The sequence below is a fragment of the Polynucleobacter sp. 78F-HAINBA genome (assembly GCF_018882325.1).
In the GTDB taxonomy this organism is placed as follows: domain Bacteria; phylum Pseudomonadota; class Gammaproteobacteria; order Burkholderiales; family Burkholderiaceae; genus Polynucleobacter.
Genome location: NZ_JACVOQ010000001.1, coordinates 243,439 through 259,436, shown reverse-complemented (window position 1 = coordinate 259,436; position 15,998 = coordinate 243,439). Strand labels below are relative to the sequence as shown.

Below are 15,998 nucleotides of genomic sequence, written 5' to 3'. Positions count from 1 at the left end.
CTGGAGAACTTCATGAAGTCAAATATTGTCCATCAACTTCAGGATTATTTTCTCTCGCACTTCTTTATCTGTCAATACCTTTCATTTGATTGGGGTGGTGTGCGCTATTACGCGCCACCAGCGACGGCATTTGGCCAATACTCGCCCAAGCCCTTAACGGGTTTTCATAATTACATTGGTTTGAATACATGCCCAATTGGAGAATTTGTATGAGAAAAATTAAGGCCGTCTTACGCCTACATTTTGAGGGTGATTTGAGTCAGCGCGCTATTGCTAAAAGCCTTGGCATTTCAAAAGAAGCCGTGCGCGAATATATAAAGCGATTTATTGCAGCAAAAATAGCTTGGCCTCTACCTGAAAATTTAAGCGATGCAGAACTGGAAAGTCACCTATTTCCAGCGGACCCAAATGCACCACGTAAGGCTGAGCCCGATTGGGCTCTAGTGCATTGTGAGATGAAACAAAAAGGTGCCACACTAGCCATACTGCATCAGGAACATCTAGAGCAACATCCAGATGGCATTGGCTATAGCCGCTTTTGTGAGCAATACCGGAAATATACGCTATCGCTCAAACGCTATATGCGCCAAACCTATCCTGCTGGAGAACGCGCATTTGTTGATTATGCCGGCCCCACAATTTCGATTGCCAATATCCAAACGGGAGAAGTGAGAACAGCGCAAATCTTTGTTGCAGTCCTTGGGGCATCAAATTACATCTATGCCAGAGCCAATTGGTCGCAAAGTCTGCCCAATTGGATTGATGCCCACATCAAATTTTTTGAACATATTGGCGCCGTGCCAAAAGTGATTGTGTGCGATAACCTCAAATCGGCAGTAACTAAAGCTTCTCGCACAGAACCCATCATCAACAGTACTTATCAAAACATGGCTGAGCACTATGACACTGCGATTTTGCCCGCAAGAGCATACAAGCCTAAAGATAAAGCTAAGGCGGAAAATGGGGTGCTAATTGTGGAGCGCTGGATTATGTTTGTTTTGCGTAAGCGCTTATTTACGAGCCTTGGCGAGTTAAATGTTGCCATTAGCGAGCTACTAGAAGAAATAAATCGCAGGCCCTTTCAAAAGCAAGACGGCAATCGCAAGCAATTATTAGAAACTGTAGATCGCCCAGCTATGAAATCCTTGCCCGAAAATCCCTATGAGTACGTCGAGTTTCACAGATTGCAAGTTGGCCTTGATTACCATGTACAACTTGATGATTGTCGATATAGCGTACCGCACACTCTGGCACGAAAAGTAGTTGAGGCGCAGTTAACGGTGCGCACCGTTGAAATATTGTATCAAGGCAGGCGGGTAGCTAGCCATGTGCGACAAGATAAAGGCATCATCACCGATGCCGCGCACATGCCGTCAGAGCATCGCTACCTTGCGCAGTGGAATGATGGGTTGGCTCTGGATTGGGCCGGAACGATCGGCATCTGCACTCAGCAATTTCTAGAAAAACTCTTGGCAGAAAAACGCGCGCGCGAGCAAGGTTGGCGTGCTCATCACGCCTTAAAGAAGATATGTGAAGAGTATGAGGCACTGCGACTAGAGGCTGCCTGCAAAATTGCTCTTGAAGCGGGGGTTAGGTCAGTTAGTCGCTTAAGAATCATTCTTGCCAACCAAATGGATCGCAATCCATTGGCAACTGCAGAACAAGAAGCCAATTTTGACCATATCAATATTCGCGGTGCTAACTATTACCACTAAAGCAGGCGCCATCAACTGAGAAATTTTTAAAAGGGGTTACAACATGCTATTACAAGAAACCTTCCGCAAACTCCATGAAATGAAGCTTTTGGGCATTGCCCAGGGGCTGGAGGAGCAGTTACAAAATCCTACAAGCCAAGATCTAGCATTTGAGGAACGTATTGGCTTGCTGGTCGATCACGAGCATACCCACCGAGAAGCTCGGCGACTCAAACGATTGCTAGCAAAGGCTAAGCTGCGCGAGAACGCTTGCCTAGAAAATATGGACTATCGCACGAATCGCGGTTTGGATAAAGGCCTGATTGCCTCGCTTGCCATGGGTGCTTGGATTGAGCAAGGAGCTAACCTGATTATTACTGGCCCCACTGGCGGAGGTAAGACCTGGATTGCTTGCGCACTCGGAAATCAAATGTGCAGACAAGGCAAAAGTGTGATTTTTCAAAGACTCTCGCTCTTGCTAGAAGAGTTTGGAATGTCACATGCAGATGGCACCTTTCGGCAAAAGCTAGCTCAATTAGCAAAAGTAGACTTACTAATACTGGATGATCTGGGTATTTCCACATTGAGCCCAATCAATCGAAGCGATTTACTAGAAGTCATTGAGCAGCGTACAGGCAGAGGCTCAACCCTCATTACCAGTCAAATGCCAGTTGAAAGATGGCATGACTATCTAAGCGGAGGAAATCCTACTGTAGCTGATGCGATTCTCGATAGACTTGTTAGCGGGTCATATCGAATTGATATTAAAGGGGAGTCTATGCGAAAGAAAAATCCGGCAAAAAGTTAGCCCTCTCAGAGGCCCATCATTTGATGGGCTTTTCTTTATTGCTACTGACTACCCCTACTGGAATGAGTGGGCTACTTTCCGCTGGAATGAGTGGCAGGTTTGGACTGGAATCGGTGACGGGTTTGACTGGAATACACACCTTGATCACAAGAACTGGGATTTCTAGCAAATACCTCAAATTAAATGGTTTAAGTAAGGAAAATTTAAATCATGAAAAGCTAATCAACCTTGCTCGGCTAGGATTAATCTTCTCAGAAAAAAAGGCGGCTAGCTATTTGAAGTTGCCAATCAAAGTTTTTGAATTGATTGTGGATGCTGGCGTGCTTGATGAATTTTTAAATTTAGATCCTTCAAAAACACCACTTTTTCCTTGGTCCCGAGAGGAGTTAGATAGAGTAAATAGGGCTGCTGCTGATCTCAAGCCTACGTATTACCAAGAAATAAGCTCGCTTCGTCATGGAGTTGTGTTGAGGAAGGTTGCCAGTCAGGACAACATTGACCTTGATATTAAGGCTGCAATTATTCGTGATGTCTTGGCTAAGAAGTTGGAGGTATTAGATGTTGTCGGGGATTGTTTGGGTGGGGTCATGGTTGATGCGCGGGATGTGATTGACTACGTAGTGAATAGGCAGTTGAATCGTCTTTTGGCGACATCAAAGGATGACGCGGTTGCGCAAATTAATTCCCCGGAATGGGTTATTGACTTGCTTGTGCGCTTGGGTTTTTTGGATTCGATCATGGCCAATAAAGAACCTCAGATTGTTCAGTACTCAATAAATAAATTTACTGAGAGCTATATTAGCGAAATTTCGCTCGCCAATTATCTCGGTATCGAAAGCCATGAGTTAACTTGTAAGGTTGACGAGTTGCGAATCCCAAGCATTAATCTCCCGGACGCTTCAGGGGCAAAACCTTTTTCATTCATCTCAAAATTATTTCTTCCTCGTTTGGAGGGGTCTCATTAAAACCAAGAGGCAGATTTTTTTTGGCCCAAATCTGAAACTTGCAACATATGGTGTTTTTTATAGTGATTAATGCAGTTTATGGGTAGCTTACTTGCAACATATGGGGCAGGGCATTTGCTAACCTATTGATATTATTGAGACTATAGTTGCAGGTTATGTGTTAACGCACAGGATGTATACATTAATTTCAACAGGAATTTATATGTAATAATATTTCATATGAAATTCATTGACTCAAAATCATGACATCAGCGCATCAAATTAGGCCAATTCCAAGTTCCGCCAGCGTATTGGGGAAGGCAGTCATTCGAGCTGCAGATAGATTACAGATTTCTCATGCTTTGTTGTCAAAAGTCCTTGGGCTGAGCCCTCCTACGATTACGCGTCTATACCAGGGGGCGTATCAATTAAAGGAGGGGGGGAAAGAATGGGATTTTTCACTCTTGTTTGTACGTTTATATCGATCACTAGACTCTATCGTGAGTGATGATCAGATTGCCCATCAATGGCTCATCAGTGAGAACCTCGGCCTTCATTCAAGGCCCATCACCCTAATACAAACAACGGAGGGATTGGTACGTGTCGTTCAATACTTGGACTCCTCACGCGGTATCGTCTGAAGCTTTTCCTTGGCGGGAAAGAGTTTGGCGGATTGTTGAGGCACAGCATGTTGCGTCAACAATGAAGTTGGTTGACGACTTAGATGAGCAGCACACCCTAGAAGCATTGCTTGAGGGTAGCAAGCCAATGATGAGGCCTGGCACATCAAGCCTAGATTATTTACTTGCGACTCCATTTCGCTACCACCCTAAAAGAGGGGGCTCAAGATTTCGATCTGAAATAGACCCAGGAGTTTTTTATGGAGCAGAATCTATTCGAACTGCTGGCGCGGAATTGGGATATTGGCGCTGGCGTTTTTTGAGAGATTCTGTGGATCTAGATTGCCTGGGGCCGGTTGCACACACCGTTTTTTGTTCTGAACCATCATGCCAAGTTATAGATATAAGGCGCCCACCTTTTTCCCAGGACGAGGCACTCTGGACTATGCCGGATCGCTATCTCGAGACCCAAGAGATTGCTCGAGTGGCACGAAAGACTGATGTTCAAGCAATCATCTATGAGTCTGTGCGAGATGAGAATCCAGCTTGGTGTGTTGCCATATTGAACCCCGATGTCTTTGGGGATATCAAGCCAAAAATAGATGTGATGGCTTGGTTTTTATCGGTCACTCAAAAGTCGGTTCAGCTGAAAAGTCAGCAAGAATCTTATAGTTACAAATTTAACTAAAGTAATTAATAGTCTAATTTTTAGGTTTATCAAATTTACCTTCTTGACTAAATCAAACCATGTACTAAAGATGGTTTTTACTTCGTTAAAATTTCAATACGAAACAATTTTTAAAGCATGAAGGCCACACCCCGACTCTTCATGGATTGCAGCATTCATTTTTACTTGCTCGCTTCGCTTAAGTCCTAACCACTAATTCTAATAAGGAGATCGACATGACGTAACTATCAAAAGGAGTTTGTTATGTCACGTACATTTAGAAGAAAGAATCAGCAGCATGACTATGAGTGGGTCTTAATCGACTGGAAATCTCGTATTCCAGGAGTCCGATCTCCGCGTCATGATCCACGATCTGTATTGGGTCGAAAAGCGATTGCACACTATCACTCTGACAGTCAGATGACGATGAGCAGTACTGCGCCGCGCTGGTATCGCAAGGTATATGACCATCGACTACGCACACGAAATAATCGACAAATGAGTAAGTGGTTTAGAGATCCAGAATTTGATCCAGTCTTTGAGGTATCTCATCGGCATGATGCTAATTACAGTTGGTGGTAATTCCTTATTTAATGTTTCTTAAAGTTTACAAAATACATAATTTGTATATAATAAGAAACATTATGAACAATTCATTTCTAACTCAGCAGCTTGATTTGGGTACAAAGATTGCCTCCCAAAGGAAGGCATTAGGTGTTCGCGCTCAGTCTGCCGCCAGGTCAGCGGGGATTTCACGGGTGACTTTGCATCGAATTGAAAAAGGTGAGACCTCTGTTAGCTTGGGCGCGTATTTACAGGTGTGTCACGCGCTTGGGCTCCATTTAGGGATCTTGGCTGCTGATGAAGGGCAGCCAACAAATCAATTAACACCTGAAGGCACGCGCATTCGGATTGGCGATTACTCTCAGCTGACAGCTTTGGCCTGGCAGTTAGACGTCAACACACTCATTACTGATGAGCAGGCCAGGGGAATCTATGAGCGTAATAAACGCTTTCTAGATATGCAACAAATTGATAGTCATGAACGAGCTCTAATGCAAAGATTGATTGCGGAAAAAGGAATGGAGAATTTACTTGTTTAAGCGCGAGCACCATCAAAAAATTTTCGAGGTTCTTCAAAGGCTTGATGCCCAAATTCTAAAAAATCATGCATGTTATTTTGGTGGCGGAACTGCAATTGCTTTAATGAATGGTGAGTATCGAGAATCGGTAGATATTGATTTTTTAGTTTCGGACCTTATGGGTTATCGAGCTCTACGTGAATTGCTAACGGGACCAGAGGGAATCGCAGCTATTACAAAAAGCGGTAGAGAGCTGGTTTTGGCTCGTGAAATTCGTACAGATCAATACGGCATTCGAGCTATGCTGCGTGTGGGTGGCATCAATATTAAGTTTGAAATTATTTCGGAGGGGCGTATTGCTTTTGACGCCCCTAATGACAAAGATTGTGTAGGGGATATCGTCACTCTATCAAGAATTGATTTAGTGGCTAGTAAGATTTTGGCGAATGCAGACCGATGGAGCGATGATAGTGTCTTTAGCCGAGATGCAATTGACTTGGCGATGATGAGGGTAAGTAAAAAAGAATTGCATCAAGCGTTTGAAAAGGCAAGGGTGGCATACGGCGATATTGTTATTGTCAGCCTAGAAAAGGCAATCGATCGGCTATTTACAAGAGAGGGTTTGCTGGATGGCTGCATGGCAGCAATGAAGATTTCAGTGCCTAGAGCTGTGCTTTGGCAAAACTTGGAGAACTTAAGAGCAATAGCACTTACCGATACAGTTGGTAGGGGTAAAGAGGTGTCAATTCAGGCCATATCAGACAAAGAGCTTAATTCATTCTTGGAACAAGATTTACCCAAGATAAACGATGTGTTGGGTTATCTCAAGGATAAGTAAGGCTGACCTTAAAGCTGAAATTCTCTGTAATGCCTATATAGATTAGCAATCGATGCAAAGCCCAGGACTACGATCAGAACGGCAAAAAGGTAGTCAATCGTCAGGTAAGTAAATACACCTGTCTGAATGGCAATCGCTGCGGCAATAAAGGCGGCAATTGCACCCAGTACTACTAACTTGAAATTTGGGATAAATGCGCCCAAAGTGATTGCAACAAACAGCAGAATCAGTTCGGAAACCAGCTGATCGGCCATGAAGAAGATCCCGTTGGTGAACTCCGGGTTGGTGATCTTGCCAACGACCGCAAGCACCAGAATGCTTCCCAGTACCGCAAAGTTGAGCTTTGCTTTCTTAAGAATCGTGAGTAGCTGATCATTCATTTTGCGTGGTGTTCCTGGGTTTTTCTTCTTTTAGTTGCTCTTAGTAATTGGGGCTGCCGCTGAATACCAGGCTGATGCCAATCCACAAGAGAATGAAGGCGATCAAAATAGTGAAGCCCAATTTCTTGAGGAAATATCCCAGGGTATCCATATAAGCTTCGTCATTACGACCAAAGTATTGATCAAAGCGCTTCCAGACCAATCGACCCACTACAAGTGGCAATAGCATGGCAACAATGCCAAGAACAACGGTGAGAGTGGTATCCATCTAAATTCAATACTTTCTTATGCTGGCGGCTAGTTACTAGCCATATAAAAGAAGTAAGAATACCCGTTTTTGAATTGGGTTAGCCCTGCCTATGGGGGCTTGGAACTCGATTTATGCTCTAAAACCCTGAGATAATAGAGTTACTAGAGTTTTTAATAGTCAATTTTTCTTCGAAAGCCTGTAAATGACCGATTTATCCCTGACTCAAATTAAAGAGATCCGCGCCGCGGTCCTGGGTGCTGCAGCTAAAGTGCCTGGCACATTGATTGGCATGGGTGTTCTTTTTATTGCCTTGGGCATGATTGGTATTGCTGGTCAGACATTGTTTTCATTTGTCACTATTAATGTATTGGGCGCCTTCTTGATCTTTGGTAGTGCAGTGCAATTTGCCCATGCCCTTAAATCAACCGGCTGGAAGAGTGTTGGTATTCAAGTGGTATTGGCTGTTTTGTATATTGCCGCTGGTGTTTACACTTGGGCCTTCCCAATTCCCGCTCTCGAAGCAATTACCCTCTGGCTTGCTGCAATCTTTTTTATTACCGGCTTTCTGCGTTTAATCTCTGCATTTCAGCATCGCCATTTCCGCGAATGGTTTTGGTTGGTATTGTCTTCTGCGATTTCTATCTTGATGGGTGTTCTCATCATGAATGGTTATCCAGAAAGCAGTCTGTGGTTGCCTGGCTTACTCATCGCCATTGAATTACTCTTGCAAGGTTGGTCATTGTTGTTCTTGGGTCTAGCAGCGGGCTCATTAACTAAGTAATCCTGGGATCTATTTAGGAATTCAATCACCATGACAATGAAAAAAACAGATCTCTACAAGAACCTGGCGTTAACCACGGCACAGCGCATGAAAAATGCTGCTAAGACACCAAAGCCCGGCGCTGCAGAGCGTATTGCGAAAACTAAAAAAGAGCTCGCCAGCAGCAATCCCATGCTGGCCTCTTTGATGGGCAAGGCAAAACCCGAGAAATCCAAATAATTACTCTTGTCAGCACTCTTTATTAATTTGAGTACTGGTCCATTTCTGTTTTGAAGCAAACCCAACCCCTTTTCTTAATTGATCTTCTCAAGGTCTTCGCGGCGCTGTTAATCATTCTGCATCACCTATCTAGTTACGGTCAGATAGCAGAAGATGCGCGCTTAGTCTTGCCTGGCTTGATGACATGGCTCTTTGAGTATGGTCGTTATGCTGTGCAAATCTTTTTGGTGATGGCGGGGTACTTGGCAACTCAGTCACTCACGCGTTTCGCAAATGCTAAATTCAGTGGTCAGAATTTGCTGCGAGTGATCATCAATCGCTATTTACGCTTATTTGCCCCCTACATTGCCGCTTTGATTTTCACGATTCTTTGCGCTTGGATTGCGCGCTTTTGGGTGAATGATGAATTCGTTGGTGAGCAAGAGACGCTGAGCCAATTTATTGCCCACCTATTTTTTCTGCAGGGCATTCTAGGTCTTGACTCGATCTCTGCCGGCGCCTGGTATGTGGCAATTGACTGGCAGCTGTACTCAGTACTGGCTGTATTACTCATTTCTTTTTCTTCTTATCAAGCCTTGATATGGTTGATCAGCATTGTTGCCGTGAGCTCTTTGCTGTACTTCAATCGATCTGCTGAATACGAAGCCTATTTCATTTACTTCATCGGCTCTTATGGCCTTGGCGTGCTGGCTAATCTCGCTAAGAACTTTGCTGATAAGAAGATTCAAGGCTTAGCCAAGTTTGCACTCATTACTATTGGGGTGGTTATTGCGGTTTCCACTTTTCAACAAGTATGGTTGCGTAACTTCTTGGCTTGGTTTGTGGCCTTACTATTATTTGTGTGGGGCAATACTACTTATCCCTCTGTTGGAACTGCAACGCGAGGATTGAAAGTAACAACACTGCGAGCAATTGCTTGGGCCAGTCCCCGCTCTTACTGTGCATTCTTAATTCACTTTGCATTTATCTTGTTAGCAAATACGCTCTACATTGCTTCTGGAATGCACGCTCATGAGAGTGGCCTACTCGCAATGGGACTAATGCTGGGAGTTGTGGTGTGTAGCACTATTTCTGCTAGCTACATGTATCGCTTAGTGGAGATTCCTTCGGCCAAGCTGAAGATTTAATATGTATTTTGCTATTTCTTATGATTTCAAAATTCAATAAAATTCAATAAAATTCAATTAAATCAAATACCTAAAGCTCTTATGGGTGACTCTAGTCAGTAAATAACCCTATATTTTCACAGTAAAAATATAAATTTCAATATTTACTGTGAAAAATAAGATTTATTGATACACTGAGGTCATATGGCTTTTACGGACCTTTCTAACGCCCAGGCGATGCAATTAACCAATGCCTTGCAGGTTTGGCAGGGTGTTGGCTCTGCAAAATCTGCAGCTTATGCTCATCGGGGCTCTATGAAGTGGCGCACCATCAATGGTACGGATTACCTGCTTCATGTATCGCCACTGGGATCTCAGCATAGCTTGGGGCCTCGAGATTCGGGGATGGAAAAGGTGCGCGATAAATTTATGAAGGGCAAGCTCGAGTCTGAGAACAGACTTAAGTCCCTAAAGATGCAGCTGAAGCAGGCTATTGCAGTGAATCGCGCCCTCCGGGTGGGTCGTGCGCCAAATATTTTGATTGATATATTGCATAGTATCGAGAAAGCTGGCCTCAAGGATCACTTTATGGTGATTGGCACCAATGCCTTGTATGCCTATGAAACCCAATGTGCAGCGCGTTTTGATAATGATGTCGTGGCAACTTTAGACTTGGATATTTTGTGGGACTCTAGAAAGTCCATCAAACTCGCCATCACAAAAGCAATCCAAAAGGAAGGGCTGTTGGGTGTCTTAAAGAAGGCAGATAAATCTTTTGAATTAATTGATGATCAAAAATATACCGCCATTAATAGCGAGGGTTATATGGTTGATTTAATAAGGCGCGGTAGGCAAGATTTAACGCTGGACGAGGGTTACCCTAAATCGCTAAGTAGAGCGCCTGATGATATTTGGGCGGTCAAAATTCCGACGGCAGATTGGTTGTTAAGCGCCCCAAAATTTAGAGAGGTAGTTGTTGGCGTCAACGGCAAGATGGCTGAAATGACTACAGTTGATCCAAGGGCTTATGTAATTTATAAAACCTGGTTATCCAAGAAAAAAGATAGAGAAGCTCAAAAGAGGGGTAGAGATTTTGCCCAGGCGAAAGCAGTAGCTGATTTGATTTCCCAAAGAATGCCGCATTTAGATGTGTCGCAAATTCATGCTTTGCCGTTTAATCTGAGGGAGCAAGCCAAAACACATTTTTAAGGTCATCAAGATGTATCGCCGTACTAGATGCGTGTGTGATGTACCCAAAAACAGCTCAAGAATTTATCGAGCTATTAGAGAGGGTTGGCTTAGTGGGTTTTGCTGATAAGTTAAAAGAGGCTGCAGAGCTAATTTAAATGCCCATATCTTTTAAGACGCGGAATATCTCTCTAAAAGCTTTAGGTGGTTTGTTGGCTTCTTTTTCTTTGCGCGCATTACGGATGAGGGTGCGCATATTCTGAATATCCATATCGGGATATTGCTCAATCATCTTGGTGAAAGATTCATCGTTAGCAATCAATCGATCGCGATAAGACTCTAGATGGTGGAGCTTTGCAGTCTCTGCTTTGCTAACGCCCTGAATCGCATCCAAGCGCTTCTGAATCGCATCTAACTCTTCTTCGTCCAAAAAGCGCATGAGTTTGCCAAGGTATTGCTTGTGGCGACGAATTGCCTCAAAACTTTTAATCTTGTTCGTTTCTGCGATGGCGGCCTTAATGGCCTCATCCAATGGGATGGTCTTTAAAGCATCGCTGCTGAGTGCTGCTAGAACCTCGGCCAGCTTTTGGCGCTCAGTCATCTGGCGCTTTAGCTCGGATTTGCTTGGCCCCTCATCAAGATCTTCTTTCTTGGGGGTGCGGTTCTTTTCATTGACATGCATATCTACATTTTAGACGTGTATTGGACTTTAACTACTCTTTATTGATTTTCTGTTTTAGTAGTTTCAGGTCAGTGCTGGAAAATAACTGGCTTCTTCCAATGATTGATGTAGGCTTTAATCTGCCAGACTGTACATACCTTCGTAAAGTAGGAAGTGAAATCTCTAAAAATTCCGCAGCCTCTTCTGCTGAAAAAGTAGCATTCCTGAGGTGTCCAAATACTTGCTCATGCGTGTAGTCAGTCTCTTGGAAGGCATTTATTGCGATTAAAGAGAAAAATTTAATACGTTCTTTTGAGGGCATTTTTCGCACGTGAGCAAAAAGATCCTCTGCAGTCATATATTGAGTCATATGTAGACCTTGCTTTCTTTATTGAAATGGCTTGAAGTTGTCATTTGAAGCGAATAGATTTTTTTAATTGAGTATAAAAATTCTCATGAGGTCCGATTTTGCAAAATTCAATCCAGGTTATTTCAGTTACACCAGCAAAGTGATCAAATTGATATGCCATTAAATATTCTTGTGCATTAAAGCGAAACTTGTAAACGAACACCCCCTGAAGATCCCCCAGCTTTTGCTGACCTATCCTAGGGTTATCGCAAACTTCAGCGACCTTGATTTCAATTACTAACTGCAAAGGTATGGATGCCTTTTTTACAAACTGGGCAAAAGCTTTTTTAAAGGTAGTTCTCATGATCTAATATTAGATCAATAATGACTCTATATCAAATCAACAAAAATGACAAGGAATACCTGATTTTTTGTATTGGTAAATAATAGGATCAAACAAAATCTATCTGTTGCTAAGACTATGACTCAAACAAACACCTACGACTACATCATCATTGGCGCCGGTAGCGCCGGCTGCATGTTGGCCAAGCGTCTAACTGAGAACCCCGCTAAACGCGTGCTCCTGATTGAGGCTGGCAAGAACGATAACTACATTTGGATACATGTTCCGGTTGGCTATTTATATTGCATCGATAACCCTAGGGCAGATTGGCGCTTTAAGACTTCTGCTGAAAAAGGCCTAAACGGCCGTTCACTTCTGTATCCGCGTGGCAGGGTGCTGGGTGGATGCTCATCCATCAATGGCATGATTTACATGCGTGGTCAGGTTGGTGACTATGACTCCTGGGTGGCAGCAACAGGCGATGACTCTTGGTCTTGGCAAAACGCATTACGTCGTTACAAATCATTTGAGGACTATCACGGTGCGGCTAATGAGTGGCACAGCAAAGGTGGTGAGTGGACTGTTTCCAAACAGCGCTTGCGTTGGCCCATCATGGATATCTTTAGGGAGGCAGCGGTACAAGCCGGCATCCCCTCATCGGATGACTTTAATCAAGGCGATAACTTTGGAGTCGGTTACTTTGATGTAAGTCAGCGCAAAGGTTGGCGACTCAATACCTCCAAAGCATTTTTACGTGATGCAGCTAAGCGGCCTAATCTCACAGTAATTACCGAGGCTATAGTTAATAAATTATTAATTGATGGCGTCTCTAAAAATTGCTACGGCGTTCAATATATTAAAGATGGCAAAACAGTAGATGTACATTGCAGTAATCACAGTACTGGTTCTCAAGGAGAAGTAATTTTGAGTGCAGGCGCCATTGGTAGTGTGCAGGTTCTAGAGCGCTCTGGTGTTGGCTCGGCTGCACACCTCAATAAGCTGGGCATTCCGGTGGTTGCTGATTTACCTGGCGTAGGTGAGAATCTGCAAGACCATTTGCAATTGCGCATGATCTACAAGGTCAACAACATCAAGACTTTAAACACTAAGGCCAATTCTTTATTGGGTAAGTTGTTAATTGGTATGGAGTATGTGTTTAAGCGCTCGGGCCCAATGTCGATGGCGCCATCACAGCTGGGTGCTTTTGCATACAGTTCGCCCGATCAGCCTTCGGCAAATTTGGAGTATCACGTACAACCTCTATCGCTGGAAAAGTTTGGCGAAGACCTACATTCTTTCAATGCGATTACGGCAAGTGTTTGTAACTTACGTCCAACATCTCGCGGTAGTGTGCACATCAGCTCAATTGATCCAGAAGCGCCTCCAGTGATTGCACCAAATTATTTATCGACTGATGAAGATCGCAAGGTGGCTGCAGACGCATTGCGACTCACCCGCAAGATTGTAGAAAGCCCAGCACTCAAGCCTTACACGCCTGATGAGTACAAGCCAGGTAAGCAGTATCAAACCGATGAAGAACTTATCAAAGCTGCTGGTGATATTGGTACTACGATTTTTCATCCGGTAGGTACTTGTAAGATGGGGCGCGATGATGATCCGATGGCAGTGCTCGATTCACAATTACGGGTGAGAGGTATTCATCATCTGAGGGTGGTGGATGCCTCTGCGATGCCAACAATTACTTCTGGCAATACTGCGGCTCCAACGATGATGATTGCGCAACGCGCTGCTGAATTGCTAACTAGTGAGTAGTTCAAAAATTCAAGGCGGCTCGCACTCCAATGCTGGGCTCCCAGCAAGTCACTTGCTGTTAGCGCTCGCCATTGTTGCGGTGTGGGGAACCAACTTTGTTGTTATCAAAAATAGTCTGGCATCTTTCCCGCCGTTTTACTTTGCCGCATTACGCTATATCTTTGTTTTATTGCCCTTAGTCTTTTTTATGCCTAGGCCAAAAATAGCCTGGAGCAATCTCTGTATTTACGGATTAGCCACTGGGGTTGGGCAATTTGGTGTCATGTACTACGCAGTGAATAGTCAAATTTCTCCGGGCTTAGCCTCGCTTGTAGTTCAGACCCAAGTATTTTTTACCATTGGCTTTGCCATGCTGTTTGCCAAAGAGGGTCTCAAGCGATATCAGGCAGTCGCAGTTGGTATCGCTTTGCTTGGCCTTGGAATTATTGCGCTGCACACAGATTCAACAACAACATTCTTAGGTTTGGCGCTGGTGGTCTTTGCGGGCCTCTCCTGGGGAATTGCGAACACGGTGAGTCGCCAGGCTGGTTCGATCAATATGCTGTCATACGTAGTGTGGGCTAGCGCCTTCTCGATTCCACCGTTGGTACTGATTGCGCTGATCTTTGAGGGTGGTGTAGCCCACTTGTGGGATGTGACCTTAGCCGCTCCCTTAGGGGCTTGGGTTGGGGTCCTATGGCAGTCTTGGGCCAATACCTTGTTTGGCTATGCCGCTTGGGGTTGGTTGCTGTCAAAACACCCTGCGGCACTGGTAGCCCCAGCACCTTTATTGGTACCCATCTTTGGAATGGGGGCATCTGCTTTCTTTTTGGGGGAGGCTTTGCCACCCTGGAAAGTTGAGGCTGCCAGCTTGGTAATTGCTGGCCTCATCATCAATCTTTTCTGGCCGAGCTTACAAGCTCAAGTTCGTAAGTTTTTTTAAAACGACTTTTATCTTTCAGGGCTAATGTAAAACCCTAATACAAACACCGTTTTTTTGCCCCTACATTAACTGTAAGATGGCTATTCGTTTCAAGTTGTACCTAAAAAAGAATTTATTTAATTAGCATTTTTAGTCATGGAGACTTTATGAATATTCGTCATCACATTTTTGCTGTAGCTGCTGCGGCAATGTTAACAACTGGCGCTTACGCTGCCGATATCAAGCTTGGTGTTTCTGGTCCATTTACTGGCGGCTCCGCATCCATGGGTGTGAGTATGCGTGACGGTGTGCGCTTGGCTGCAAAAGAAATTAATGCCGCTGGCGGTATTAACGGAAACAAAATCGTTTTGGTTGAACGCGATGACGAAGCAAAAAATGAGCGTGGCGTACAAATTGCTCAAGAGTTGATCAATAACGAAAAAGTAGTTGCTACTTTGGGTTACATCAACACTGGTGTGGCATTAGCCTCACAGCGCTTCTATCAAGATGCCAAGATTCCAGTAATGAACAACGTTGCTACTGGTTCAATCTTGACCAAGCAATTCCCTAATGCACCAGAAAACTATGTTTTCCGTAATGCTGCTCCTGACAACATCCAGGCTCCATTAATTGCTAAAGAAGCGGTTGAGAAGCGTGGCTTGAAGCGTGTAGCAATCTTGGCTGACTCTACAAACTACGGTCAGTTGGGTCGTGAAGACTTAGAGAAGGCATTGAAGGGCTATGGCGTAACACCAGTAGCAGTTGAGAAATTCAACATTGGTGACGTAGATATGACTTCACAATTGCTCAAAGCAAAAAATGCTGGTGCTGATGTGATTTTGACTTACGCAATTGGACCTGAGTTGGCACAAATTGCTAACGGTATGGCGAAGTTGGGTTGGAAGAAGCCAATGATCGGTTCATGGACATTGTCTATGGCTAGCTTCATTGATACAGCTGGTAAGAATGGTAACGGCGCAACAATGCCACAAACCTACATTCAAACTCCATCTACAACTGCTAAGCGTAAAGCTTTCCAAGCAGCTTACTTGGCCGAGTTCAAGCCTAAGAACAACAACATTGCATCTCCAGTTTCTGCGGCACAAGGATATGACTCTGTTTACCTCTTGGCAGCAGCGATCAAGCAAGCAAACAGCACTGAAGGACCAAAGATTGTTGCAGCATTGCAAGATCTGAAGACTCCAGTTGATGGCGTTGTTATTACTTACAACAAGCCATTCTCTGCAACTGATCATGACGCTATCAAGATGAAAGACGTAGTGATGGGTGTAGTTGAAAATGGTCGCGTTGAGTTCTTGAATGCTGAGGACGCAACTGCTAAGAAGAAGTAATTCACCTTATCAAGCGGGCAATCTGAATATTTATTTTGCACT

21 protein-coding genes are annotated in these 15,998 nt (G+C 44.1%); 16 read left to right on the top strand and 5 right to left on the bottom strand.

Annotation, left to right across the window (positions count from 1 at the left end; all coding sequences use genetic code 11):
* Nucleotides 1–12: 12 nt before the first annotated feature.
* From ICN11_RS01265 to ICN11_RS01225, 9 genes are all read left to right on the top strand, one after another.
* The gene (locus ICN11_RS01265; RefSeq protein WP_216228772.1) at nt 13–213 is read left to right on the top strand and encodes a hypothetical protein; all 201 of its coding nucleotides are present in this window, start codon (nt 13–15) and stop codon (nt 211–213) included.
* Nucleotides 210–1,715, top strand: coding sequence for an IS21 family transposase (istA, locus tag ICN11_RS01260; protein ID WP_216228771.1), 1,506 nt, complete (start codon nt 210–212; stop codon nt 1,713–1,715). The genes ICN11_RS01265 and istA overlap by 4 nt, the downstream gene beginning before the upstream one ends.
* 43 nt (nt 1,716–1,758) lie before the next feature.
* A complete protein-coding gene (gene istB / locus ICN11_RS01255; RefSeq protein ID WP_216228770.1) occupies nt 1,759–2,502 on the top strand; it encodes an IS21-like element helper ATPase IstB in 744 nt (247 codons plus the stop codon).
* A 23-nt stretch (nt 2,503–2,525) separates the two neighbouring features.
* Nucleotides 2,526–3,467, top strand: coding sequence for a hypothetical protein (locus tag ICN11_RS01250; RefSeq protein ID WP_216228769.1), 942 nt, complete (start codon nt 2,526–2,528; stop codon nt 3,465–3,467).
* Between the two features lie 242 nt (nt 3,468–3,709).
* A complete protein-coding gene (locus tag ICN11_RS01245) occupies nt 3,710–4,087 on the top strand; it encodes an MbcA/ParS/Xre antitoxin family protein (RefSeq protein ID WP_216228768.1) in 378 nt (125 codons plus the stop codon).
* Nucleotides 4,047–4,754, top strand: coding sequence for an RES domain-containing protein (locus ICN11_RS01240; RefSeq protein ID WP_216228767.1), 708 nt, complete (start codon nt 4,047–4,049; stop codon nt 4,752–4,754). The genes ICN11_RS01245 and ICN11_RS01240 overlap by 41 nt, the downstream gene beginning before the upstream one ends.
* Before the next feature lie 243 nt (nt 4,755–4,997).
* Nucleotides 4,998–5,315 carry a hypothetical protein gene (locus ICN11_RS01235; RefSeq protein ID WP_216228766.1) on the top strand — a complete coding sequence of 106 codons (318 nt, stop codon included), beginning with the start codon at nt 4,998–5,000 and terminating at the stop codon, nt 5,313–5,315.
* A 62-nt stretch (nt 5,316–5,377) separates the two neighbouring features.
* The gene (locus ICN11_RS01230) at nt 5,378–5,836 is read left to right on the top strand and encodes a helix-turn-helix domain-containing protein (RefSeq protein ID WP_216228765.1); all 459 of its coding nucleotides are present in this window, start codon (nt 5,378–5,380) and stop codon (nt 5,834–5,836) included.
* Nucleotides 5,829–6,653, top strand: a complete 825-nt coding sequence (locus ICN11_RS01225) for a nucleotidyl transferase AbiEii/AbiGii toxin family protein (RefSeq protein ID WP_216228764.1) — start codon at nt 5,829–5,831, stop codon at nt 6,651–6,653. The genes ICN11_RS01230 and ICN11_RS01225 overlap by 8 nt, the downstream gene beginning before the upstream one ends.
* A gap of 8 nt (nt 6,654–6,661) precedes the next feature.
* On the opposite strand, the gene ICN11_RS01220 is transcribed toward ICN11_RS01225, so the two are convergent.
* Together ICN11_RS01220 and ICN11_RS01215 are read right to left on the bottom strand one after the other, a co-directional pair.
* Nucleotides 6,662–7,033: a hypothetical protein gene (locus tag ICN11_RS01220; RefSeq protein ID WP_216228763.1), complete on the bottom strand. Its 372-nt coding sequence runs from the start codon at nt 7,031–7,033 to the stop codon at nt 6,662–6,664.
* Between the two features lie 40 nt (nt 7,034–7,073).
* Nucleotides 7,074–7,301 (bottom strand): hypothetical protein, encoded by a 228-nt coding sequence (locus ICN11_RS01215; RefSeq protein WP_216228762.1) that lies wholly within the window; start codon nt 7,299–7,301, stop codon nt 7,074–7,076.
* 184 nt (nt 7,302–7,485) lie between these two features.
* Here ICN11_RS01215 and ICN11_RS01210 point away from each other — a divergent pair, with 184 nt between their 5' ends.
* The 4 genes from ICN11_RS01210 (at nt 7,486) to ICN11_RS01195 (ending at nt 10,598) form a co-directional block, all read left to right on the top strand.
* On the top strand, nt 7,486–8,064 hold the full coding sequence (locus ICN11_RS01210) for an HdeD family acid-resistance protein (protein ID WP_216228761.1): 579 nt from the start codon (nt 7,486–7,488) through the stop codon (nt 8,062–8,064).
* Nucleotides 8,065–8,094: 30 nt separating this feature from the next.
* Complete coding sequence (locus tag ICN11_RS01205; protein WP_216228760.1) at nt 8,095–8,283, top strand: hypothetical protein; 189 nt, start codon at nt 8,095–8,097, stop codon at nt 8,281–8,283.
* 50 nt (nt 8,284–8,333) lie between these two features.
* Nucleotides 8,334–9,410 carry an acyltransferase gene (locus ICN11_RS01200; RefSeq protein WP_216228759.1) on the top strand — a complete coding sequence of 359 codons (1,077 nt, stop codon included), beginning with the start codon at nt 8,334–8,336 and terminating at the stop codon, nt 9,408–9,410.
* Between the two features lie 183 nt (nt 9,411–9,593).
* Nucleotides 9,594–10,598 carry a nucleotidyltransferase domain-containing protein gene (locus ICN11_RS01195; RefSeq protein WP_216228758.1) on the top strand — a complete coding sequence of 335 codons (1,005 nt, stop codon included), beginning with the start codon at nt 9,594–9,596 and terminating at the stop codon, nt 10,596–10,598.
* Nucleotides 10,599–10,731: 133 nt separating this feature from the next.
* On the opposite strand, the gene yjgA is transcribed toward ICN11_RS01195, so the two are convergent.
* Genes yjgA through ICN11_RS01180 form a run of 3 tightly spaced genes read right to left on the bottom strand, consistent with a single transcriptional unit; the run spans nt 10,732 to nt 11,951 of the window.
* Entirely contained in the window at nt 10,732–11,259 is a 528-nt protein-coding gene (gene yjgA / locus ICN11_RS01190) for a ribosome biogenesis factor YjgA (RefSeq protein WP_216228757.1), read from the bottom strand.
* Between the two features lie 31 nt (nt 11,260–11,290).
* Nucleotides 11,291–11,608, bottom strand: a complete 318-nt coding sequence (locus tag ICN11_RS01185) for a helix-turn-helix domain-containing protein (protein ID WP_216228756.1) — start codon at nt 11,606–11,608, stop codon at nt 11,291–11,293.
* A gap of 40 nt (nt 11,609–11,648) precedes the next feature.
* Complete coding sequence (locus tag ICN11_RS01180; RefSeq protein ID WP_216228755.1) at nt 11,649–11,951, bottom strand: type II toxin-antitoxin system RelE/ParE family toxin; 303 nt, start codon at nt 11,949–11,951, stop codon at nt 11,649–11,651.
* 117 nt (nt 11,952–12,068) lie between these two features.
* Here ICN11_RS01180 and ICN11_RS01175 point away from each other — a divergent pair, with 117 nt between their 5' ends.
* The 3 genes from ICN11_RS01175 to ICN11_RS01165 all read left to right on the top strand — a co-directional run bounded on the left by ICN11_RS01175 (nt 12,069) and on the right by ICN11_RS01165 (nt 15,956).
* A complete protein-coding gene (locus ICN11_RS01175) occupies nt 12,069–13,703 on the top strand; it encodes a GMC family oxidoreductase (protein ID WP_216228754.1) in 1,635 nt (544 codons plus the stop codon).
* Nucleotides 13,696–14,625 (top strand): EamA family transporter, encoded by a 930-nt coding sequence (locus ICN11_RS01170; protein WP_370623583.1) that lies wholly within the window; start codon nt 13,696–13,698, stop codon nt 14,623–14,625. The genes ICN11_RS01175 and ICN11_RS01170 overlap by 8 nt, the downstream gene beginning before the upstream one ends.
* Before the next feature lie 146 nt (nt 14,626–14,771).
* The gene (locus ICN11_RS01165; RefSeq protein WP_216178981.1) at nt 14,772–15,956 is read left to right on the top strand and encodes an ABC transporter substrate-binding protein; all 1,185 of its coding nucleotides are present in this window, start codon (nt 14,772–14,774) and stop codon (nt 15,954–15,956) included.
* The last annotated feature ends 42 nt before the right edge of the window (nt 15,957–15,998 follow it).